The organism is Roseovarius sp. B-10 (genome assembly GCF_056859295.1).
In genome coordinates, this window is record NZ_JBSXOE010000038.1 from 56,635 (window position 1) to 77,358 (window position 20,724).

20 protein-coding genes are annotated in these 20,724 nt (G+C 68.2%); 13 read left to right on the forward strand and 7 right to left on the reverse strand.

The features are described 5' to 3' along the window. The first annotated feature begins 49 nt into the window (after positions 1-49). Positions 50-2,824 (forward strand): formate dehydrogenase subunit alpha, encoded by a 2,775-nt coding sequence (gene fdhF, locus AC13D8_RS15045; RefSeq protein WP_482969499.1) that lies wholly within the window; start codon positions 50-52, stop codon positions 2,822-2,824. A gap of 81 nt (positions 2,825-2,905) precedes the next feature. Here fdhF and AC13D8_RS15050 read toward each other — a convergent pair whose 3' ends face one another. Further along, positions 2,906-3,565: a YiaD family glycine zipper/OmpA-like lipoprotein gene (locus tag AC13D8_RS15050; RefSeq protein WP_482969500.1), complete on the reverse strand. Its 660-nt coding sequence runs from the start codon at positions 3,563-3,565 to the stop codon at positions 2,906-2,908. 195 nt (positions 3,566-3,760) lie between these two features. On the opposite strand from AC13D8_RS15050, the gene AC13D8_RS15055 reads away from it, so the two are divergent. Beyond that, positions 3,761-4,549, forward strand: coding sequence for a DUF6782 family putative metallopeptidase (locus AC13D8_RS15055; RefSeq protein ID WP_482969501.1), 789 nt, complete (start codon positions 3,761-3,763; stop codon positions 4,547-4,549). Positions 4,550-4,574: 25 nt separating this feature from the next. On the opposite strand, the gene AC13D8_RS15060 is transcribed toward AC13D8_RS15055, so the two are convergent. Next, a complete protein-coding gene (locus AC13D8_RS15060) occupies positions 4,575-5,408 on the reverse strand; it encodes a methylated-DNA--[protein]-cysteine S-methyltransferase (protein WP_482969502.1) in 834 nt (277 codons plus the stop codon). Positions 5,409-5,505: 97 nt separating this feature from the next. Between AC13D8_RS15060 and nth the strand changes: the two genes are divergently transcribed. Then, positions 5,506-6,150 carry an endonuclease III gene (gene nth, locus AC13D8_RS15065; RefSeq protein ID WP_482969503.1) on the forward strand — a complete coding sequence of 215 codons (645 nt, stop codon included), beginning with the start codon at positions 5,506-5,508 and terminating at the stop codon, positions 6,148-6,150. Next, the gene (locus tag AC13D8_RS15070) at positions 6,147-7,133 is read left to right on the forward strand and encodes an adenosine kinase (RefSeq protein WP_482969504.1); all 987 of its coding nucleotides are present in this window, start codon (positions 6,147-6,149) and stop codon (positions 7,131-7,133) included. The genes nth and AC13D8_RS15070 overlap by 4 nt, the downstream gene beginning before the upstream one ends. Positions 7,134-7,477: 344 nt before the next feature. Here AC13D8_RS15070 and fliP read toward each other — a convergent pair whose 3' ends face one another. Genes fliP through fliF form a run of 4 tightly spaced genes read right to left on the reverse strand, consistent with a single transcriptional unit; the run spans position 7,478 to position 10,777 of the window. Further along, positions 7,478-8,236 (reverse strand): flagellar type III secretion system pore protein FliP, encoded by a 759-nt coding sequence (gene fliP / locus AC13D8_RS15075; RefSeq protein WP_482969505.1) that lies wholly within the window; start codon positions 8,234-8,236, stop codon positions 7,478-7,480. Next, on the reverse strand, positions 8,233-8,535 hold the full coding sequence (locus AC13D8_RS15080) for a FliM/FliN family flagellar motor switch protein (RefSeq protein ID WP_482969506.1): 303 nt from the start codon (positions 8,533-8,535) through the stop codon (positions 8,233-8,235). Before AC13D8_RS15080 ends, fliP begins: the two co-directional genes overlap by 4 nt. Beyond that, positions 8,532-9,125, reverse strand: coding sequence for a FliH/SctL family protein (locus tag AC13D8_RS15085; RefSeq protein WP_482969507.1), 594 nt, complete (start codon positions 9,123-9,125; stop codon positions 8,532-8,534). The genes AC13D8_RS15080 and AC13D8_RS15085 overlap by 4 nt, the downstream gene beginning before the upstream one ends. Next, positions 9,125-10,777, reverse strand: coding sequence for a flagellar basal-body MS-ring/collar protein FliF (fliF, locus tag AC13D8_RS15090; protein WP_482969508.1), 1,653 nt, complete (start codon positions 10,775-10,777; stop codon positions 9,125-9,127). Before fliF ends, AC13D8_RS15085 begins: the two co-directional genes overlap by 1 nt. Before the next feature lie 125 nt (positions 10,778-10,902). On the opposite strand from fliF, the gene AC13D8_RS15095 reads away from it, so the two are divergent. The 9 genes from AC13D8_RS15095 to AC13D8_RS15135 all read left to right on the forward strand — a co-directional run bounded on the left by AC13D8_RS15095 (position 10,903) and on the right by AC13D8_RS15135 (position 20,221). Continuing rightward, a complete protein-coding gene (locus tag AC13D8_RS15095; protein WP_482969509.1) occupies positions 10,903-11,427 on the forward strand; it encodes a flagellar basal body-associated FliL family protein in 525 nt (174 codons plus the stop codon). A 12-nt stretch (positions 11,428-11,439) separates the two neighbouring features. Further along, positions 11,440-11,826, forward strand: coding sequence for a hypothetical protein (locus AC13D8_RS15100; RefSeq protein ID WP_482969510.1), 387 nt, complete (start codon positions 11,440-11,442; stop codon positions 11,824-11,826). Then, the gene (locus AC13D8_RS15105) at positions 11,823-12,407 is read left to right on the forward strand and encodes a MotE family protein (RefSeq protein WP_482969511.1); all 585 of its coding nucleotides are present in this window, start codon (positions 11,823-11,825) and stop codon (positions 12,405-12,407) included. Before AC13D8_RS15100 ends, AC13D8_RS15105 begins: the two co-directional genes overlap by 4 nt. Positions 12,408-12,479: 72 nt before the next feature. After that, positions 12,480-13,349, forward strand: coding sequence for a flagellar motor stator protein MotA (gene motA / locus AC13D8_RS15110; RefSeq protein WP_482969512.1), 870 nt, complete (start codon positions 12,480-12,482; stop codon positions 13,347-13,349). Next, the gene (locus tag AC13D8_RS15115) at positions 13,346-15,649 is read left to right on the forward strand and encodes a hypothetical protein (RefSeq protein ID WP_482969513.1); all 2,304 of its coding nucleotides are present in this window, start codon (positions 13,346-13,348) and stop codon (positions 15,647-15,649) included. The genes motA and AC13D8_RS15115 overlap by 4 nt, the downstream gene beginning before the upstream one ends. 177 nt (positions 15,650-15,826) lie before the next feature. Beyond that, the gene (gene flhA, locus AC13D8_RS15120; RefSeq protein WP_482969514.1) at positions 15,827-17,911 is read left to right on the forward strand and encodes a flagellar biosynthesis protein FlhA; all 2,085 of its coding nucleotides are present in this window, start codon (positions 15,827-15,829) and stop codon (positions 17,909-17,911) included. Then, positions 17,908-18,681: a flagellar biosynthetic protein FliR gene (locus tag AC13D8_RS15125; RefSeq protein ID WP_482969515.1), complete on the forward strand. Its 774-nt coding sequence runs from the start codon at positions 17,908-17,910 to the stop codon at positions 18,679-18,681. The genes flhA and AC13D8_RS15125 overlap by 4 nt, the downstream gene beginning before the upstream one ends. Next, on the forward strand, positions 18,681-19,769 hold the full coding sequence (locus AC13D8_RS15130; protein ID WP_482969516.1) for an EscU/YscU/HrcU family type III secretion system export apparatus switch protein: 1,089 nt from the start codon (positions 18,681-18,683) through the stop codon (positions 19,767-19,769). The genes AC13D8_RS15125 and AC13D8_RS15130 overlap by 1 nt, the downstream gene beginning before the upstream one ends. Continuing rightward, on the forward strand, positions 19,766-20,221 hold the full coding sequence (locus tag AC13D8_RS15135; protein WP_482969517.1) for a hypothetical protein: 456 nt from the start codon (positions 19,766-19,768) through the stop codon (positions 20,219-20,221). The genes AC13D8_RS15130 and AC13D8_RS15135 overlap by 4 nt, the downstream gene beginning before the upstream one ends. Here the strand turns inward: AC13D8_RS15135 and AC13D8_RS15140 are convergent. Further along, the gene (locus AC13D8_RS15140; RefSeq protein ID WP_482969518.1) at positions 20,209-20,718 is read right to left on the reverse strand and encodes a flagellar basal body-associated protein FliL; all 510 of its coding nucleotides are present in this window, start codon (positions 20,716-20,718) and stop codon (positions 20,209-20,211) included. The genes AC13D8_RS15135 and AC13D8_RS15140 overlap by 13 nt on opposite strands. Positions 20,719-20,724: the final 6 nt, after the last annotated feature.

The following is a 20,724-nucleotide window of genomic DNA, read 5'->3' on the forward strand; positions in this document are numbered from 1 at the left end:
GGTTCGCCGCACCCATGTTTTATAAGCTGCGAGGCAAGGGAGGCGCGCCATGGCCCAGACGATCCGATTGACGCTCGATGGCCGCGAGGTCGAGGCCGAGGCCGGCCAGACCATCTGGGAGGTGGCCAATGGCCGCGGCCTGGTGATCCCCCACCTGTGCCACAAACCGGCACCCGGATACCGCCCCGACGGCAATTGCCGCGCCTGCATGGTCGAGGTCGAGGGCGAGCGCGTCCTGGTGGCCTCGTGCATCCGCGAGGCGCGCGATGGCATGGTGGTGACCACCGATTCCGCGCGTGCGACAAGCGCGCGCAAGATGGTGGTCGAGATGCTGCTCGCCGATCAGCCCGAGCGTGACGTGTCGCATGACGCGTCGAGCCACCTGTGGGATATGGCCGAGGCCCACGGCGTGAGCCACAGCCGCTTTCCGAAGGTGGAAAAGGACCGCGTGCCGCTGCTCGACGACAGCCACGTGGCGATGCGCGTCAATCTTGACGCCTGTATCCAGTGCAACCTGTGTGTGCGCGCCTGCCGCGAGGTGCAGGTCAATGACGTGATCGGCATGGCGGGACGCGGGCATGACGCCTATCCGGTGTTCGATTTCGACGACCCGATGGGCGAGAGCACCTGCGTGGCCTGCGGCGAATGCGTGCAAGCCTGTCCTACCGGCGCGCTGATGCCCGCCTCGGTGATGGACGACGTGCAGCAGGGCGATAGCGCCGATTACGACGAGGAGGTGCAAAGCGTCTGCCCCTTCTGCGGCGTCGGCTGCCAGGTTTCGCTCAAGGTCAAGGACGGCCGCGTCAAATATGTCGAGGGTATCAACGGCCCCGCGAACGAGGGGCGGCTGTGCGTCAAGGGGCGGTTCGGCTATGACTATATCCACCACCCGCACCGCCTGACCAAGCCGCTGATCCGCCGCGAGGACGCGCCCGAGAAGGGTCTCAACGTCGATCCCGGCAACTGGCATCAGTTCTTCCGCGAGGCGGAATGGGACGAGGCGCTTGATATCGCCGCCGGTGGCCTCAAACGGCTCAAGGATACGCATGGCGGGGCGAGCATCGCCGGCTTTGGCAGTGCCAAGTGCACCAATGAAGAGGCGTATCTCTTCCAGAAATTCATCCGCCAGGGCTTTGGTCACAACAACGTGGATCACTGCACGCGGCTGTGCCATGCCTCTTCGGTCTCGGCGCTGATCGAGAACGTCGGATCGGGGGCCGTCACGGCAACCTTCAACGAGATCGAGAATGCCGACGTGGCCATCGTCATCGGTGCCAACCCGATCGAGAACCACCCGGTCGCCGCCACCTATTTCAAGCAGTTCACCAAGCGCGGCGGCAAGCTCATCGTGATGGACCCGCGCGGCGTGGGGCTGCGCCGGTTTGCCACGCATATGCTACAGTTCAAGCCGGGCGCGGATGTCTCGATGCTCAACGCGATCTGCCACGTGATCGTCGAGGAGGGGCTCTACGACCAGCAATATATCGAGGCCTTCACCGAGAATTGGGAGGCCGAGAAGGCGCATCTGGCGCAGTTCCCGCCCGAGAAGATGGAGGCCATTTGCGGCATTCCCGCCGAGACGCTGCGCGCCGTGGCGCGCGAGTTTGCCGGGGCCAAGGCCGGCATGATCTTCTGGGGCATGGGGATTTCGCAGCATATCCACGGCACCGACAATTCGCGTTGTCTGATCAGCCTCGCGCTGATGTGTGGTCATGTCGGTCGACCCGGCACCGGGCTGCACCCGCTGCGGGGCCAGAACAACGTGCAGGGCGCGTCGGATGCGGGGCTCGTGCCGATGTTCCTGCCCGATTACCAGACAGTGACCGATGACGGCGTGCGCCGGGCCTTTACCGAGGTTTGGGAGTCGGGCGATTTCAGCGCCGAAAAGGGCCTGACGGTCACAGAGATCATGGACGCGGTGCACGCGGACGCGATCAAGGGCATGTATATCCTGGGCGAGAACCCGGCGATGTCCGACCCGGACGTGGAGCACGCCCGCGACGCGCTCGCCAAGCTCGAGCATCTGGTGGTGCAGGACATCTTCATCACCGAAACGGCGAACTATGCCGACGTGATCCTGCCCGCCTCCGCCTTCTACGAGAAGTCCGGCACCGTGACCAACACCAACCGGCAGGTGCAGATGGGCCGCCTCGCGGTCCGCCCCCCGGGCGAGGCGCGCGAGGATTGGGCGATCACGATGGCGCTGGCCAACCGGATGGGGCTTGGCTGGCAGTATGACAGCCCGGCGGACGTGTTTGCCGAGATGAAGATTAACATGCGCTCGCTCGACAATATCACCTGGGAGCGGCTGGAACGCGAGAACGCCGTCACCTACCCGTGCAAGACGCCCGATGGCCCGGGCGAGGCGGTGGTGTTCGGCGACGGCTTCCCGCGGCCCGAGGGGCGGGCGCGCTTTACCCCCGCCTCGATCATCCCGCCCGATGACGTGCCGGACGCCGATTACCCGATGGTGCTGACCACGGGCCGACAGTTGGAGCACTGGCACACCGGCTCGATGACCCGGCGTGCCAGCGTGCTCGACGCGGTGGAGCCCGAGGCCAACTGCTCGATGCATCCCTCGACCCTGCGCAAGATGGGGGTGGAGCCGGGCGGCATGGTGCAACTGACCACCAAGCGCGGCTCGATCCGGATCATGGCGCGGGCGGATCGCGCGATCGCGCCGGACATGGTGTTTTTGCCCTTCGCCTATGTCGAGGCGGCGGCCAACATCCTGACCAATCCGGCGCTTGACCCGTATGGCAAGATCCCCGAGTTCAAGTACTCGGCGGTGCGCGTCGAGCCGGCCGAGGTCGCGGCGGAATAAGCGACAGGGGCGGCCCGATGGACCGCCCCCGCTTCATCTTGCCAAAAATATCCATTTGCTTTGCGTCGGGGCAGCGCCCGCTCAGGCGTTTGGCAGGATCACGATTTCCACCCGGCGGTTCTGTCGCTTGCCCTCGGAGGTGAGGTTCGACGCCACTGGCTGAGACTCGCCGCGGCCATAGGCGCGGACCCGCCCGTAGGACACGCCCCCCTGCCGAAGCACGTCGGCCACCGCATCGGCGCGGCGCTCCGACAGGGCCTGGTTGTAGCTGGCCGCGCCGTCGCTGTCGGTATGGCCCACCACCTGAACCGTGGTGTCGGGATACCGCTGCAGGCTGTTGGCCACCTTGAACAGATCGTCGCGCAAGACCGGCGTCACCCTGGCGCTGTCGACGTCAAAGAGGATGTCCTGCGGCATGGTCAGGATAAGCCGGTCGCCGGTATTGACGATGCGCACGTCGTCATCGAGTTGCTGGCGCAGCTCGGCTTCCTGCTTATCGAGCGCGTTGCCAATGGCCGCGCCGCCCGCGGCACCGAGGATTCCGCCGATCACGGCTCCCTTGCCCTTGTCGTCGCTGACGATGGCGCCGGTGCCCGCGCCGAGGATGCCGCCCAGGATCGCGCCCTGCTTGGTCTTCTGGTTGGGGTCCTGGCCGGCCACATAGCCCGGATCGGTGCAAGCCGTGACCAGTAGCAGTGCCGTGCCGGAAAGAAGAAGGATCGGAGTGCGTGTCCGGATCATGATGAATGCCTCATTGGTTGTTGTGCACGATACATCGGGTCTGAGGTGATGATATGCAATAACGCATCCGCTCCGAATGCATAATCGGACGGAATCGGCAGCAAGCCGCGCGCCCCGCCGGCCCCTGGCATGGTTCCGGTGCGGACGCGACAGTCGCGCATTGAGTTTTGCGGGCTGTGCGGCAATCCTGAATTGATGAAACGGGTGCTCCTGTCTGCGATTCTCCTGCTGATCCTTGGATCGGTCCCGCCCGCATTCGCGGCTGCTCCGCCGAGCTGTCTTGCTGCGCCGTACCATAGCGCCGCGACGTCAGATCAGCGGCGGCTGGTGAAAGAGGTGGCGGCGTTGCGCGCCGCATTGCGGGATTTCCCCTCGCTTCTCGAGGTTTTGGACAGCCGTCGGCCTGCGATCTGCCTGTCGGACGACCTGATCGAGGCGAGAGCCTATTACGAGCCGGAAACGAACCGCATCGTGTTCGCCTCCGGTATGGGGGCGGGGCTGACACTCGCGATGCTCGTGCACGAGATTCGCCACCTTTACCAGTTTTCCGGCGGCATCTGCCCGTCCGACAATCTGGCCATGAAGGAATATGCGCGTGGGGTCTTCGCCATGGAGGCGGATGCCAATGTCGTCAGCCTGATGGTTGCTTGGAAGCTGCGATCCGGCGGAGATCTGCAGATGTGGCGCGCGCTCGAGACATGGCCGATGACGGCGGATATCGCCGTGCGGTTTGCTGAGAGAATGACCGCGACAGGCAATGTCCCTGCCGCAGCGGCGGCGGCCTTTGATCAATGGTATGCCTTGGACATCCGGCGGGAGAAATATTACGTCGCGGCGTGCAGCGACTATCTTGAACGAAGCGACCGGGCGCATGCGCTTCCCTCTTATCAGTCCTTGCCAGCGGATTTTCTGCCGCGGCTCTGCCTCTTGCCCGATGGCAGCACATATCCTTGCTTCGAGGCTGAGGGCGCGCTGGAGAGATAGCCGCGTCGGGTGTTCCGTTTCCGATCTATCCCTCGGCCTGCGCGCTTTCCCGCGCGAGCATCGCGCGTTTGACCGGCAGGCCCCAGTGATAGCCGCCCAGTCCCCCCGACTTGCGCAGTGCGCGGTGGCAGGGGATGAGCAGGCTCACCGGGTTGCGGCCCACGGCGGTGCCCACGGCGCGTACGGCGCGCGGATGGCCGATGGCACGGGCGATCTCGGAATAGGTCGTGACATGGCCCGAGGGGATATTGAGCAGCGCCTCCCACACCTTGATCCCGAAGGGCGGGCCGATCATGTGCAGCCTGGCCTCGCCCCGCCCGGCAAAACCCGCCTTGACCCAGGGCGCGATGGCGGCAGGGTCCTCGGCATAGTCGGCCTCCGGCCAGCGCGCGCGCAGGTCTGTCATGGCCGCCTCGCGTCCTATCTCGCTGGCAAAGGCCAACCCGCACAGCCCACGATCCGTGCCCATCGCCAGCGCCTCGCCGAAGGGGCTGTCGAACCAGCCGTAGCGGATGTTGAGCCCCGCCCCGCGGCGGGCGAATTCGCCGGGGCTCATCGCCTCCCAGCGCAGGAACAGGTCATGCAACCGCCCCGATCCCGACAACCCTGCCACTTGCGCCGCCTCCAGCGTGGTGAAGCGCTCGGCCAGCAGCGTCCGCGCGTGGCCAAGCGCGAGGTATTGCCGGTAGCGCTTGGGCGAGACGCCGACCCATGCCGAGAAGAGCCGCTGGAAATGCGCGGGGCTCATGCCCATCTCGCCCGCGAGATCGTCGAGCGGGAGGTCCGAGTCCGTCGCGTCGATCAGATCTATGGCGCGGCGAATGACGTTGTAGTGATAGCTCTGGTCGAGATCGGTCATCGGCATTTCCTGACAGCTTTGCCACAAGATAAGCGGCACACGCGCGCACCGCGACCCGAATGTTGCGCATCCCGCGAAATCCCGGCATTAAGCTGCCATGGCGCGCCAGCTCGATTACCACACGATCCGCGAGATATTCACCCGCTTTCAGGCCGCCGAGCCAGAGCCAAGGGGCGAGTTGGCGCATGTCAATGCCTATACGCTCGTCGTCGCGGTTGCCCTCTCGGCACAGGCCACGGATGCCGGTGTGAACAAGGCCACCCGCGATCTCTTCCAGGTGGCTGACACGCCGCAAAAGATGCTGGACCTGGGCGAGGAGGGCCTGATCGCGCATATCAGGACAATCGGGCTCTACCGCAACAAGGCGAAGAACGTGATGAAGCTCAGCCGCATTCTCGTGGACGAGTATGGCGGCGAGGTGCCCAACAGCCGCGCCGCGCTGCAATCGCTGCCCGGCGTGGGGCGCAAGACCGCCAACGTGGTGCTCAACATGTGGTGGGGCTACCCGGCGCAGGCGGTGGATACGCATATCTTCCGCGTCGGCAACCGCAGCGGCATCTGCCCGGGCAAGAACGTCGACGCGGTCGAGCGCGCCATTGAGGACAACGTGCCGGTGGATTTCCAACGCCACGCGCATCACTGGCTGATCCTGCACGGGCGCTATGTCTGCAAGGCCCGCAAGCCCGCCTGTGGCACCTGTCTCATCCGTGATCTCTGTTTATTCGAGGACAAGACCCTATGACCAAGTATCAGGCCGTCGGCATCGGCAACGCCGTGGTGGACGTGATCAGCCAATGCGACGACGCCTTTCTTTCCCGGATGGGTATCGACAAGGGCGTAATGCAGTTGATCGAGACCGAACGCGCCGAGTTTCTCTACGAGAACATGACCGACCGGCAGCAAATGCCGGGTGGGTCGGTCGCCAACACGATCGCGGGGCTGGGGGCGCTGGGCCTCTCGACCGGGTTCATCGGACGGGTGAGCGACGATGCGCTGGGCCGGTTCTATGCCGATGCGATGGCCGACGTGGGCACCGATTTCGTCAACGCCCCGCGCGGCGACGGCGATCTTCCCACCTCGCGCTCGATGATCTTCGTGACGTCCGATGGTGAGCGGTCGATGAACACCTATCTCGGCATCTCGACCGAACTGGACGAGGACGACGTGCCGGAGGCGGTGGCGGGGCAGGCGGGGCTATTGTTCCTGGAGGGCTATCTCTTCGACAAGCCCAAGGGCAAGGCGGCGTTCGAGCGCGCCGCGCGGGCGGCGCGGGCGGGCGGCGGTCGCGCGGGCATCACGCTGTCGGACCCGTTCTGCGTGGACCGCCACCGCAACGATTTTCGCGGGCTGCTGCGCGAACTGGATTTCGTGATCGGCAACGAGCACGAGTGGCGCGCGCTCTACGAGACCGATGACCTGGGTGCGGCGCTGGAACAGGCGGCGGGCGAGAGCGGCCTCATCGTCTGCACCCGCTCGGGCCATGACGTGGTGCTGGTCGAGGGCGAGGAGACGGTCACGGTGCCGGTGCGTCGCGTCGAGCCGGTGGATACGACCGGCGCGGGCGATCAATTCGCTGCCGGGTTTCTCTACGGCCTCGCCACCGGGCAACCGCTGGACGTGGCCGGGCGCATGGGCTGCGTCGCGGCGGCGGAGGTGATCGGCCATTACGGCGCGCGACCCGAGGCCGATGTCAGGACGCTGTTTGCCGCCGAGGGACTGATCTGAGCGACGGGGTGCGCCCCCGGCGGAGGTCGGATCTTGGGTATTTTAGCCAAGAAGAAACAGCAATGCGCGCCCGCCCCCGGCATCGGTCGGACCATTGCCGATGCGCGCCGGGGACGGGCGCGGCTTCTCCTTGGGCGGTCATCGGCTCCCCAGCCTGTACCGCGCTCTCATCCTCGCATCCCCAGGTTAACGAAACCTTGCTTCTTCTTGGTTCAAATACCCCGGGGTGAATTGGCCGCAGGCCAAGAGGGGCGGCGCCCCTTGCGCCTTTGGGCTCTTGCCCGGCGGCGGCCAGGAGCGTGCGGGGAGCGTTGACTCATCCCCGTGCGGCAGGCCACGCGCGCTCACATGTAGCCGCGCACGAGGCTTGCGGCGATCAGCGACCAGCCGTCGGCGATGACGAAGAAGGCGAGCTTGAACGGCAGCGAGACGAGGGCGGGGGGCACCATCATCATGCCCATCGACATCAGCACCGCGGCGATCACGAGGTCGATGATCAGGAACGGCAGGAAGATCAGGAAGCCGATCTGGAAGGCACGGGCGATTTCCGAGAGCATGAAGCTGGGGACGAGGACAGAGAGGGGGGCGTCGGGACCGGTCTGGATGCTGCTCGCGTCCGGGCGCAGCGCCGCCATCGCCTCGAAGGTGGTGGCGTCGAGCCGCGCGGCCATGAAGCCGCGAAACGGCGCGATGGCGCGCGGCAGCGCCTCTTCGAGCGGGATTTCCTCTGCCACGAGCGGCGCGATCCCGGTCTCCCATGCGGCGGTGAAGGTGGGCTCCATCACGAACCAGGTGAGAAACAGGGCGAGGCTCACCAGCAGCATGTTGGGCGGCGATTGTTGCAGCCCGATCCCCTGCCGCAGGATCGACAGCACGGTGATGATGAACGGGAACGAGGTGATCATGATCGCCAGCCCGGGTGCGAGGCTCAGCACGGTGATGAGCGCGATGAGCTGGATCGCCCGGCCCGAGAGCGAACCGCCCTCGCCGAGCGAGATCGAGATGTCCTGCGCCTGCGCAGGGGCAGCGGCGAGGAGCGTCAGCGCGAGGGTGAGCGCCAATGCCCGTGCCGGGACGGCGCGGGCGGCGGGTGGCGGCGTCATCCCAGCCCGTCGCGCAGGTTGGCCACCTCGGTGAGGCGCACGGCGAGTTGTCCGTCGTCCTCGCCTTCGATCTCCTCTAGCTGTCCGCGCGCGATCAGCCGCTCGCCGATATAGAGCTCGACGGCGTCATCGACGCGTCGATCGAGGGGCAGCACCGCGTCACGCCCCAGCGAGAGCAGCTCGCGGATCGCGGGTCGCGCCTTGCCGACGGAGACGGTGATCTCGATCGGAACGGCGGAGAACGGGTTGGACATGTCCAGGCCGGTTCCGGGTTTGAGGTCGGCTGGATCGTTGGTCATGCGGTGGCCTTTCCTTGCTGGGTCTGGTCGAAGAAACCGTGGATCGCGGCGTCGATGCCCGCGAGCACCTCGGCAAGGTCGATCTCGTGCTCGGCCTCGCCGAAGCGCAAGGAGACCTGCCCCGGGCCGAGGGTGTCGTCCTCGACAAGCGTGGCGTCGATGGCGGGATCGGACTCGAGCAGATGCGTGATACGCGGCGCATCGTCCGGGGAGATGGCGATCCCGATGTCGAGGCGGCCCTGGTCGCGTGCGAGGTCGTGCAGCATCTCGGTGAGGCGTGGGCCGAGGCTCTCCTGTGCGAGCCGGGGCAGCACCGTCGTGGTCATCTGCGTAAGCAGGGGTCGCAGCGCCTGCATCACCGCGCCGTGGGCCTCAGCGTAGGTAAAGCTGAGGTCCTGGAGGTTTTGCGCGAGATCGGCGGTGATGCGGCGGTCATCCTCGGTCCGCGCCTTCACGGAGTCGTCCCACCCGGCCTGGTAGCCGGTCTCGAAGGCGGCCAGCCGCTCTTCTTCGAGCGAGACATCCGAGATGGTCACCTGCCTGCCTGGTTGCGCGCCGTCGAAATTCTCGAGCAGATGAGCGATGGACATCAGGTTCTTTCCTCCTCGCCCTCGAGCCATGTGCGCAGGATTTCGACGGTTTCCTCCTGCCGCTCGCCAATCAGCGCGCGCAGCCGCGCCACCGGATCCTCGGGCCGCGGCCCGGCCTTGCCCAGCGCGGGAGCGAAGGTCGAGGCGGTGCCGGTGTCATTGCCCGCGCCGCTCTGGCCGGAGACAAGCGACAGGCCGCTGACGTCGAACTCGCCGTCGTCAATCTCGCCGGTCAGGGGCGCGGGCGCGTCGGGGTCTTCCTCCGCGGCCCCGCCCGTCAGGAGACCCGGCGCGCCGAGCCTCCCCGAGGCGGGGGCAGGGCGCATCAGCACAGGGCGCAGCACGAAGAGACCGAGCACCAGCGCCACGAGGGCGAGCACGAGCACCTGCGCCAGCGACATGGCGTCGATGGTCAGCCGGTCCAGCAGCCCTGGCGCGGCCAGTGTCCCCGCCGGGGCGACCGCCTCGAATGGCAGCGCCCGGAGCGTCAGCACGTCGCCGCGCTCGGGGTCGAGCCCGACCGCGGAGGCGACCAGTTCGCGCAGCGCAACGAGCTCTTCCTCGGGGCGGGGTTGGGTGGCCGGTGCGCCCTCTGCTCCGGTGCCGGGCAGCGCGTTGACGAGCACCGCCACGCTTATCCGCCGGATCGCGCCGGGGGCGGTCACCACCTCGCGTTCGATGGTCGAGACCTCGTAGTTCACCCGCTCGCGCGTTTCCTCGCGATTGCTGGTGGAGCGCGCGTCGCCGCCAGCATCGCCCTCGGGCAGGTTCGAAGCGACGGTCACGCCGCCCCCGCCCTCGCCCGAGGCGGTGTCGCTGCTTTCCTCGGTGTCGGTGCTGATCGCCACGCGGTTCTCGGGGTCGAAGCGGCGCTCGTGGACCGATTCGCTGCGCGTCTCGGTCTCGAGCGTCACCTCGACCACCGCGCTGCCCGGGCCGACGCGCGCCTCGAGCAGGCGCAGGGCGCGCAGGCGCAGCGCCTCGGCGCGCGCGTCGGAGGTGGTGGCGGGAGAGTCCTCTGCGGCACTGATCAGCCCGCCTTCGCTATCGATGATGGCGACATCCTCGGGCGCGAGCCCGGCCACGGCGGAGGCCACGAGGAATTGCAGCGCGCGTGCGTGCCGGGGCGTGAGCCCCTGTCCGCCGGTCGTGACCGACACCGAGGCGGAGTGGCGGATATCACGCTGGAACGGGTTGGTTCCGGTCGAGGCGAGATGCACGCGCGCCGCGGAAATCGCCGGATGCGCGAGGATGGTGCGCGCAAGCTCTCCTTCCTTGGCGCGCCAGTAGGCGGCGTCGAACATCTGCGACGTGGTGCCGAAGCCCGACAGCCCGTCAAGAAGCTCGTAGCCCTTGGTGGAGCTGGCGGGCAGCCCCTCTCCGGCCAGCATCATGCGCAGCCCGTCGCGCTCGGGCGCGGGCACGAAGATCGCGTCGCCGTGCACCTCGTGTCCGACGCCGCGCCGCTCAAGCGCGGCGATCACCTCGCCCGCCGCGGGGGCATCGAGCCCGGCGTAGAGCAGGCTCATCGCCGGGGTTGCGGCGAGTCGCGCGAGCCCCAGAACGGCGGCGAACATGCCCAGCGTCGCCACCGCCACGATCACGCGCCGCCGCGTATCGAGCGCGTTCCACAGGCCGAGAATCTGCTGCACGGTGATGCCTCCTCATGATCGGCCTTCTGCCGGTCTGTGGGGTCATCCTTCCTGCATCAGGCTTAACATTCGGTTAGTCCCTGCCGGGTTATGGTCCCTTTGCTCGCAGAAATGAGGACCGCGTCATGGCAGAAGCCGAGGAGACAGGGGAAGCCGCAGACCGCGCCGCGCCGTCGCGGCTACCGCTGATTATCGGGCTGGTGCTGGCGTTGGTCGGGGGCGGAGGCGGGTTCTATGCCGCATGGGCCGGGCTGTTGCCCTTCGGCCCGGTCACGAACGGACAGCAGAATGCGGCTGCGGGTGGGGGCGAAGAGACCGCGAGCCCAGCGGAGGCGGTCGTCGATTTCGGCGATCTCATCTACGTCCCGATCGAGCCGCTGGTGATTTCCTTCGCCGATGGTGGCCGCAGTCGTCACCTGCGCTTTCGCGCCGAGCTCGAGGTGCCCACTGAGGAGGCGGCGGAGGTAACGCGCGTCATGCCGCGCATCGTCGATGTGCTCAACACCTATCTGCGGGCGCTGCGTATCGCCGATCTCGAGGAAAGCGCCGCGTTGCCGCGGCTGCGCGCGCAGATGCTGCGGCGGGTGCAGGCCGTGGTCGGGGCCCCGCGGGTCAACGACCTGCTGGTGATGGAATTCGTGCTCAACTGAAGGGAGGGGGAAATGGACCTCATTGCCGATATCCTGTTGGTGGCGGGGGCTCTCGGGGCGGGGCTTTATTGCCACGTGCTCGCCCGCAGGCTCAGCCGCTTCAACGATCTTGAGACCGGGGTGGGGGGCGCGGTCGCCGTGCTGTCGGCGCAGGTCGATGACCTCACGCGCACGCTGCGCGACGCGCAAAACGCCGCCGGTGGCGAGACCCGCTCGCTCGCGGCGCTCACCGATCGGGCCGAGACGGTGGCCAAGCGGCTGGAGCTTTTGATTGCGTCGATGCACGACCTGCCAGAGCCGCAGGCCACGCCGCGCCCCGCGCCACCGCAGGCCAAAGAGAACGGTGCTGCCCCGGTGTTTCGCCGCAACGCGTCGCCGGGTGACGGGGGCGCGGCATGAGCCGCGCGCGGGGCCGGGGCCGGAGCCGGATGCGCGCACGCGGGACGCTGACGGCGATCGCCGCGCTGCTGTTGGTCTCGGCGCTGGTACGGCTCGGGGACGGGGTCGGTCACGCGATGGCGCGCACCGATGCGACCGCGGAGGCCCCCGCAGCGGCGCCGGCCCAATGCCGGACACCCGCGGATCTGCAACGATTGCTCGACGAGATGACGACGCGCGAAGCGCAAGTTGCCGAGGACGAGGCGGCGCTTGCCGACCGGCGCGAGGCGCTGGCGCTGGTCGATTCGGAGATCGCGCGCAAGCTCAACGAGCTCGCGGCGGCAGAGGATTCGCTGCGCCGCACGCTCGCCATCGCCGAGACCGCCGCGGAGGATGATATCGCGCGGCTCACGCGGGTCTACGAGACCATGAAACCCAAGCAGGCTGCTGCGCTCTTCGAGCGGATGGATGCGGGATTCGCCGCCGGCTTTCTCGCCCGGATGCGTCCCGAGGCGGCGGCGGCGATCATGGCCGGGCTGTCGCCCGAGGCCGCGCACCGGCTCAGCGTGGTGCTTGCCGGGCGCAATGCCGCGCGCGAATGACCGGCGCCGGGTCAGGCTTTCTTAACCCGACGGTGACAGGATGCGGGCCAGACGTTTGATACGGAGAAGGCGATGATCGGTATCCTTGGCATCCTGGTGGTGGTGGTGATGGTCTTTGGCGGGTATCTCGTCGCCGGGGGCAAGCTCGGCATTATCCTCCATGCCGCGCCGTTCGAGATGACGATGATCGGCGGCGCGGCGATCGGTGCCTTTCTCATCAGCAACGACATCGCCACCATCAAGCATACGTTCAAGAGCCTCGGGCGCGTGTTCAAGGGCCCGCGCTGGAAACCGGGGGATTACCGTGATCTGCTGTGCCTGCTCTTCACCCTGATCCGGCTCGCGCGGCAGAACCCGGTCGCTGTCGAGGAGCATATCGAATCTCCGTCCGACTCGGCCATATTCACCAGGTATCCCCGCATTCTCGCCGATTCCGAGGCGGTCGCGCTCATCGGCGACACGCTGCGTTCGGCCTCGATGAACTATGACGATCCCCACCAGGTGGAGGAGGTTCTCGACAAGCGGATGGAGGCGCAGCAGCAGCATGCGATGCACCCCAGCCACGCGTTGCAGACGATGGCCGACGGACTTCCGGCGCTGGGTATCGTCGCCGCCGTGCTGGGGGTCATCAAGACGATGGCCTCGATCGACCAGCCGCCCGAGATCCTCGGCAAGATGATCGGCGGGGCGCTTGTCGGCACCTTTCTGGGCGTGTTCCTCGCCTACGGCTTCGTCGGTCCCTTTGCCAGCCGTCTGCGCGACGTGACCGAGGAGGATGCCCATTTCTACAAGCTCATCCGCGAAGTGCTCGTGGCCAATCTCCATAACCACGCGGCCAGTATCTGCATCGAGGTGGGGCGACAGAACACCCCGTCGCACAACCGCCCGGGATTCGGCGATCTCGAGGAGGCGCTCAAGGCCACCCGGCAGGAGGCCGCATGATCCGCGCGCGAACCGCTTTGGTGCTCGCGGCATGGTGTGCCCTGTGGCTGGCCGCCGGAGCGCCCGCAGCCGCGCAGACGGTTGCAGTGCGCTCCGGTGCGCATGACGGGTTCGACCGCCTCGTGCTCGACATGCCCGGGCGCAGGCCCTGGCATGTTGTCACCCGCGAGAACGGGGCCTCTGTGATTTTCGACGGTGCTGCGCTGCACTTCGAGCTCGGTGCGGTTTTTGACCGGATCGGGCGGCAGCGGCTGCGCGCAATCTCGTCTTCGGCAGGGGGCGGGCGGCTCGATCTTGCCTTTGCCTGTGCCTGCCGGATCGAGTCGTTCTGGCACGCGGGCGCCATGCTCGTGATCGATATCTTCGACGCGCTCTCCGACGTGCGCGCGTCGCCCGCCCATCCACGTCCGCTGCCGCTGTCGGCGCCCGTCCCTCGGGACGGCGACGCGGTCCGGACCCCGTCCGCCGCCGGCGCCGCGCTGGCCGCGCGACTAGACGAACGCGTCGGTCCGCGGCTATCGGCCCTGCCGGAAATCGGGGCCGCCGTGCCCGGTGACGGGCTCGACGCCGTGCGCGCCAAGCTCGGGCGTCAGCTTGGCCGGGCCGCGAGCCAGGGGCTCGTCACCGCGGAACCCGGCCAGCGGCCGCGCCTCGCGACACCGCCCGCCCAGTCCCCCGCGCCCCCGGACAGCGCGAACCCGTCAGCCCCCGCCATCGGGGACGGGCGCACCACGCAGGCGGGCCGCCCGGACGTGCCCGGTTTGCGCGTGACGACCAGTATGGACCGTGACATCTCCCGCCCCGCGCGCGCGGGTCTCTCGGTGGATGCGTGCCCGCCGGCACCGCATCTCGATGTCGTGTCCTGGGGCGGCAACCACCCTTTTGCGTTCGAGGTCGGTCGTCTCAACGGCGCGCTCTTCGGGGAATTCGACACCATTCGTGAGGCCGATGCCCTGCGCCTCGCGCGCCTGTACATTCACCACGGTTTCGGGGCCGAGGCGCGGCAGGTTCTCGGGTGGCTCGATTCCGGCGAGCCGGAGATCGCTCTTGCACGCGAGCTTGCGCGGCTGGTCGATGGTGCGTCGCTTCCCGCGGGGGCCGCGCTCGCCGGTGCGCTCGGCTGCGGTGAGCCGGGCGTGCTCTGGGCGATCCTCGCGATGCCGGAATTGCCCGAGGAGAACGTGTTTGACCACCGCGCGCTCCGGCGATCCTTCGTCGCGCTGCCCGAGGGGCTAAGGCGCGCGCTCGGGCCGACGCTTGTCCGGCGGCTGGTAGCCGCCGGTCACCGCGATACCGCCGACGCGCTTCTCGGGCACCTGCGCGGGGGCGATGCGTTTTCGGATGCCGAGACCGGGCTCGCGCGTGCTGCGCTCGCCGGACAGAGGGGCGATGACGCCGCGGCGGAGCAGGCGTTGCGCGAGGTTGCCGGCACCAACGTTGAACAGACCGTGATGGCGCTGGCCGAGACAATCGAACGTGCGCTTGCCCGCCAGGCCCCGGTGGCGTTCGACGACGCGCAACTGGCCGGCGCGCTCGCCTTCGAGACTCGTGGCACGCCGCTGGGGGGGCGGCTTGCGCGGGCCTACCTATCGGCGCTCGCGGCTTCGGGCGCCTTCGACGAGTCGATGACGGAATTCGAGCGGATGCGACCGACGCTGGAGGAAGCGGAGGCGGCACAGGTTGCGTCGGTCCTTGTGGCCTACCTGTTGCGCGGTGCCGACGATGTCACCTTTCTGCGCGCCATGATGACGGACGGTGTCGTGTCTCCGGGGGGGCTGGATGGAGGCGTCGCGCTGGGCGTTGCGCAGCGGCTGCTCTCGCTGGGATTCCCGGCGCAGGCGGTGCGCCATCTCGCCCCGGCGCAGGCCACGGAGCCAGGTGAAGCGGGCGAGGCGCACCAATTGTTGCTCGCGCGGATCGCGCTGGCGCAGGAGCGTCCGGCCACGGCGCTTAGGGAGCTTCTCGGTCTCGACGGCAATGAAGCCGACCTGCTGCGCGCCGACGCGCTCGCCGCGCGGGGCGATCATGCAGGTGCCCGGCGGCTCTATGCCGCCCATGAGGCTACCCGTCGTGCGGACCGTGCCGCGCTGCGCCTCGGTCGCGCCGAGGTGATGGCGGATGCGGAGAATGCCCCGCTCCGGGAGTTGGGGGAACTGCTCGCGCGCGACGCTGCCGCCCCGGCGGCGGGCGGTGATGCGGGACTGACATCGCGTCGTGCGCTGCTGGAGCGCAGCACGGCGCTGCGCGGCGCGATGAAGCGGCTGCTCGCCGCGACCCCGGCGAAGGCTGCCACGCGGTAATACTCGCGCCGCAGCTAACCGAATCTCAACCATGATGGCGCAGGCTTGCAGCACGACACCACCGCCGTTCGGCTCAACCAAGGGAGAAAACGTGCCCCGCAGCCAGCTACCTTCGCCCGTCGCCGCGGCGCAGCACCTGCCCCGGGCCGGTCTCCTCGGATCCCTGGGGGACCGGCGATGCCGCGCCTGACCCGCGCGCAGCTCTTTCAGCCTACGGTGCTGCTGGCGCTGGCGCTGATGGCGATCATCGTCATGATGATCCTGCCGGTGCCGTCATGGGTGCTCGATATCGGTCTGGCGGCCTCCTTCGCGCTGGCAATCCTGATCTTCACCGTCACGCTGTTCATCGAGCGCCCGCTCGACTTCTCGTCCTTTCCGACGATCCTCCTGGCGTCGCTGATGCTGCGCCTGTCGCTCAACATTTCCTCGACCAAGCTCATCATCGGTGAGGGTCACAGCGGCACCGGAGCCGCAGGCCACGTTATCGAGGGGTTCGCCGATTTCGTCATGGGCGGCAGCATTTTCCTCGGACTCGTCGTGTTCGGCGTGCTGCTGATCGTCAACTTCCTCGTCATCACCAAGGGCGCCGCGCGCATGGCCGAGGTGGGCGCGCGCTTCGCGCTCGACGCGATGCCGGGCAAGCAGCTGGCGATCGACAGCGACCTGTCGGCCGGTGCCATCTCGCACGAAGCGGCGCGCGAACAGCGCGCGCGCGAACAGCAGGAAACGACCTTCTTCGGCTCGCTCGACGGGGCGTCAAAATTCGTCAAGGGCGATGCCGTCGCCGGGCTGCTCATCACCCTGCTCAACCTCGTGATGGGGCTCGCCATGGGCACGCTGGTCCATGACATGCGGCTGGGAGAGGCGTTCGAAACCTATGCCATCCTGACGGTCGGCGATGGGCTCGTGACGCAGATCCCGGCGGTGATCATATCCATCGCCTCGGCGCTCCTGCTGGCGCGGGGCGGCACGCTCGGGGCGACCGATACCGCGATGACCAGCCAGATCCTGCGCCATCCGTCGGCTCTGGTGACTGTGGCGGTGCTGATGGGGCTCTTCGCGCTGGTGCCGGGCCTGCCCTTCCTGCCATTCATCCTCGGCGCGCTCGCGCTCGCCGCCGTCGCCGTGCTCGGCGCGCGCGCCGCGCGGGACGCGGAGGCAGAGCCAGAGGACACGGGTGCTGCCATGTCCGTCCCCGAGCCGTCGATGGGCGATATCCTGGAACTCGATGACATCCACGTGGAATTCGCGCCGGATCTCATCAATATGGTGCTCGACCCCGGCGAGGGGCTCGACGCGCGCATCGCCAACATGCGCCGTCACATCGCGACGCGCTACGGCCTGATCTTGCCAGAGATCCGGCTCACCGACGAGCCCGCGCTCGAGGCCGGGACATATGCGATCCGCATCCAGGGAGTCGAGCAGGCCCGCGCCGGGCTGCGCGCGGATCACTTTCTTGCGCTCGATCCAGATGGGCAGCCAGACCTGCCGCCGGGCGAGACGGTACGCGAACCGGTCTACCATGCGCCCGCGCGCTGGATAACGGCGGTGGCGCGTGACCGCGCGGTGCTTGGCGGCGCGACGGTGGTGTCTCCCGGCGAGGTGCTGGCTACGCATCTCTTGGAGATCATCCGCCGCAATCTCAGCCGCCTGTTGACTATGAAGGCGATGCGCCGCTTGCTCGACGAGATGGTCAACCTTGCCGATCGCGACCGCGCCGACGCCAATCGCAAACTGCTCGAGGAGATGATCCCGGACCGCATCGCGCCGGACCTGTTGCACGGTGTGCTGCGGCTGCTGCTGGCCGAGCAGGTTTCGATCCGCAACCTGCCGCTCATCATCGAGGCGGCGGCCGAGGGACGGCAGGGCGGCGCGGGCCCCGAGGCGCTGTGTGAACACGTGCGCCAGCGGCTCGGTTTCCAGATCGTGGCCGAACTCACGCGCCCAGATGGCACGCTGCCGCTTATCCAGCTCGCGCCGGAATGGGAGGAGCGGTTCCTGTCCCACCAGGTCGAGGCCGAGCGCGGGCGGCCCGACGTGGCCTTGCCACCCGAGCTGTTCAACGCACTCACCGGCGGTATCGCGACGGAGGTCAACACCGCGATGGAGCGGGGAATCACCCCGGCGGTAATCACCTCGACGCAGCGGCGGCGTTTTTTGCGGATGGCGCTCGCGGCCAAGCAGGTGCGCGCGCCGGTCCTCTCGTTCGAGGAGATCGGTGTCGAGTCGCAACCGGCGCTGGTGGGCGTGGTGGCGGCATGACCGGGCTCGAGGCGCTGATCCGGCTGTCGCAGGACGTGCTCTGGCTTCATGCGCTCGTGTTCTTGCGCGTGGCGCCGATGATCGCGCTCTTTCCCGGCTTTGGAGAGCGCACGGTGCCGGTGCGCATCAAGCTGGGCCTTGCGCTCGGGATGACGGCCATCGCGACCCCCGCGCTCGCCCCCGGGCTTGGCGAGTTGCTCGGGTCCCGGCCCGATCTCACCCCCCTCATCCTGACCGAGACCGCGATCGGCCTCATGCTCGGCATCGGCATCCGCCTGTTCGTGCTGGCCTTGCAGACCGCCGGTTCGATCGCGGCGCAATCGACCTCGCTGGCGCAGATCCTGGGCGGTGCGAGCATCACGCCGATGCCCGCCATCGGGCATTTGCTGGTGGCCGGGGCGCTGGCGCTGGCGATGATCCTTGGCCTGCACCTGCGCCTCGCCGAGTTCGTGATCGAGAGCTACCGGCTGTTTCCGCCGGCCCAGCTTCCCGGGGCTGCCGGGGTGGCGGGGTGGGGCACCGGTCGGGTGGCCCATGCCTTCGGCCTCGCCTTCACGCTGGCGGCACCCTTCGTGATCGCCTCGATGCTCTACAACCTGACGCTTGGCGTCATCAACCGCGCCATGCCGCAGCTCATGGTCGTCTTCGTGGGGGCGCCCGCGATCACGGCGGCGGGGCTGGTGCTGCTGTTCCTGCTTGCCCCGGCGATGCTCGGCATCTGGGCGGCGGGGCTGGGCGGGTTCCTCGCCGATCCGGTCGGGGGCGGATGATGGCCGAGCCGCAGGACGACAGCGACAAGACCCACGAGGCCACGCAGCACAAGCTCGAGAAGGCGCGTGAGAAGGGCGAGTTTGCGCGCTCTGCCGATCTCAACACTGCCGGATCCTACGCAGGGTTTCTGCTCGCGGCGGTCGCGGCCGGGGCAGGTGCGGTGGACGAGGCCGGGTCGCTCATGATGCGCCTCGTGGGGCAACCGGACCGTATTGCGCCGCTGGTGTTCTCCGGCGGGCCGGGCATGGCCGCGCTTGGCGGGCTCCTGCTGGGGGTGGGCGTGGCGCTTTTGGTGTTCTTTCTCTTGCCGGGCGCGGTGGCGTTCCTGTCGGTGGTGGCGCAGCGCAGCCTCGTCTTCGCCACCGCGCGGCTCGAGCCCAAGCTCTCGCGGCTCAACCCGGTGGAGAATGCGAAGAACAAGTTCGGGCCGAGCGGGCTCTTCGAGTTTGCCAAGAGTGCCGTGAAGCTACTGGCTTTCTGTCTCCTGCTCGGAGTCTATCTCGGCGGTCAGATGCCGCGCATGGCCGCATCCCTCCACGCCGAGGCGGGCCAGATCGGGGCGTTGATGGCGCGCATGTCGACCGAGTTTCTCACCGTGGTGGTGATGCTCGCGCTGCTGATCGGCGCGGTGGATTTCTTCTGGCAACGTTTTGATCATGCCCGGCGCCAGCGGATGTCCCACAAGGAGGTCCGCGACGAGCACAAGGATCACGAGGGCGACCCCCACATGAAGCAACAGCGTCGCCAGAAAGGCATGGAGATCGTCTCTGGCCGGATGATGGAGGGCGTGCCCAAGGCCGACGTCGTGATCGTTAATCCCACCCATTACGCCGTGGCGTTGCGCTGGAGCCGGGCGCCGGGATCGGCGCCGGTCTGCGTGGCCAAGGGGGTCGATCACCTGGCGCTGCGCATCCGCGAACTGGCTCGCGCAAACGGCGTGCCGGTGCACCACGATCCGCCGGTGGCCCGTGCGCTCCATGCCGAGACCGAGATCGGCGAGGAGATCGATTCGCGCCACTACCGCGCGGTTGCCGCGGCGATCCGCTTTGCCGACAGCATGCGCCGCAAGGCGCGGCATTTCGGATGACGCGCGACAGCCACGCCGCGCTGTGCGACCTGACAGAGGCGCTCTATCAGCGCGAGGCGGCGCGGCTGCGCGCGTTGCGCGACGAGGAGGGCCGGTTGCGGGCGGCGATCGAGCGGCTTGACGCGCAGGCCCGGGCCGCGCGTGTCCTGCCACAGGAGGCGCTGCGCGGGGTGCGCGAGATCGGGGCCGACATCGCCTGGCAGGGATGGCTGTCACGGCACCGGGCGACGATCCGCGACGAGCTCGCGCGCGTGCTGGCGCGCAAGGAACAGGCCATGCCTGCGCAGCGCCGCGCCTTCGGCAGGCTTGAGGCGGCGTGCGCGCTGCGCGCGCGGGCGCAGGCGGAGGCGCGCGACCGGCAGGAGCGGCGACAGGCAGGGCTGCTTGGCGATCTGGGGGCGATGGCGCGGATGCGGGCGTGGCCCGGAGACGGGGCGGGTCAGGTGTCCTGACGCGCGATCTCGGTGATGAGAACGCCCTTCGCCGCCGGGCCGAGCAGATCGCGCGCCACCTCGGCCAACATCCGGCGCAGCACGTCCATAGTGCTGGCGTTAGTGAATTCCCCGTCGAACCCGCCCCGGTTGGCGTGGTCGAAGAGCACCTGCAGAAACCCATCGCGCAGCTTCGGCTCGTGTTCGTAGACGGCCTGGGCATCTCCTTCGGTCACCTCGACGCTGAGCGACAGCACCACCATCGCCGTGATCCGCTCGCTCTCCAGGATCGGTACGACAAACTGGTTGTTAAGCGCGACAAAGTCATGCGGACCGGTCTCTTGGTCGGGCGGGGCTGCGGTGCCGTCCACGCGCGGCTGCGCCGCGGCCGCGGCGGTCGTATCCGGCGCCGCTTGCGTGGCCTCACCGTTCGGGATGGGCGCGAGCATCATCCCCGCGCCGACGCCCGCACCGGTGCCGACGATCGCCAGCAGCACGGGTAAAAGCATGCGGATCATCTCTCG

What these genes read in the sequence shown, in the direction of transcription:
- fdhF (WP_482969499.1), top strand. Translation starts at nt 50, where the DNA reads ATGGCCCAGACGATCCGATTGACGCTCGATGGCCGCGAGGTCGAGGCC.
- AC13D8_RS15050 (WP_482969500.1), bottom strand. Translation starts at nt 3,565, where the DNA reads ATGATCCGGACACGCACTCCGATCCTTCTTCTTTCCGGCACGGCACTG.
- AC13D8_RS15055 (WP_482969501.1), top strand. Translation starts at nt 3,761, where the DNA reads ATGAAACGGGTGCTCCTGTCTGCGATTCTCCTGCTGATCCTTGGATCG.
- AC13D8_RS15060 (WP_482969502.1), bottom strand. Translation starts at nt 5,408, where the DNA reads ATGACCGATCTCGACCAGAGCTATCACTACAACGTCATTCGCCGCGCC.
- nth (WP_482969503.1), top strand. Translation starts at nt 5,506, where the DNA reads ATGGCGCGCCAGCTCGATTACCACACGATCCGCGAGATATTCACCCGC.
- AC13D8_RS15070 (WP_482969504.1), top strand. Translation starts at nt 6,147, where the DNA reads ATGACCAAGTATCAGGCCGTCGGCATCGGCAACGCCGTGGTGGACGTG.
- fliP (WP_482969505.1), bottom strand. Translation starts at nt 8,236, where the DNA reads ATGACGCCGCCACCCGCCGCCCGCGCCGTCCCGGCACGGGCATTGGCG.
- AC13D8_RS15080 (WP_482969506.1), bottom strand. Translation starts at nt 8,535, where the DNA reads ATGACCAACGATCCAGCCGACCTCAAACCCGGAACCGGCCTGGACATG.
- AC13D8_RS15085 (WP_482969507.1), bottom strand. Translation starts at nt 9,125, where the DNA reads ATGTCCATCGCTCATCTGCTCGAGAATTTCGACGGCGCGCAACCAGGC.
- AC13D8_RS15095 (WP_482969509.1), top strand. Translation starts at nt 10,903, where the DNA reads ATGGCAGAAGCCGAGGAGACAGGGGAAGCCGCAGACCGCGCCGCGCCG.
- AC13D8_RS15100 (WP_482969510.1), top strand. Translation starts at nt 11,440, where the DNA reads ATGGACCTCATTGCCGATATCCTGTTGGTGGCGGGGGCTCTCGGGGCG.
- AC13D8_RS15105 (WP_482969511.1), top strand. Translation starts at nt 11,823, where the DNA reads ATGAGCCGCGCGCGGGGCCGGGGCCGGAGCCGGATGCGCGCACGCGGG.
- motA (WP_482969512.1), top strand. Translation starts at nt 12,480, where the DNA reads ATGATCGGTATCCTTGGCATCCTGGTGGTGGTGGTGATGGTCTTTGGC.
- AC13D8_RS15115 (WP_482969513.1), top strand. Translation starts at nt 13,346, where the DNA reads ATGATCCGCGCGCGAACCGCTTTGGTGCTCGCGGCATGGTGTGCCCTG.
- flhA (WP_482969514.1), top strand. Translation starts at nt 15,827, where the DNA reads ATGCCGCGCCTGACCCGCGCGCAGCTCTTTCAGCCTACGGTGCTGCTG.
- AC13D8_RS15125 (WP_482969515.1), top strand. Translation starts at nt 17,908, where the DNA reads ATGACCGGGCTCGAGGCGCTGATCCGGCTGTCGCAGGACGTGCTCTGG.
- AC13D8_RS15130 (WP_482969516.1), top strand. Translation starts at nt 18,681, where the DNA reads ATGGCCGAGCCGCAGGACGACAGCGACAAGACCCACGAGGCCACGCAG.
- AC13D8_RS15135 (WP_482969517.1), top strand. Translation starts at nt 19,766, where the DNA reads ATGACGCGCGACAGCCACGCCGCGCTGTGCGACCTGACAGAGGCGCTC.
- AC13D8_RS15140 (WP_482969518.1), bottom strand. Translation starts at nt 20,718, where the DNA reads ATGATCCGCATGCTTTTACCCGTGCTGCTGGCGATCGTCGGCACCGGT.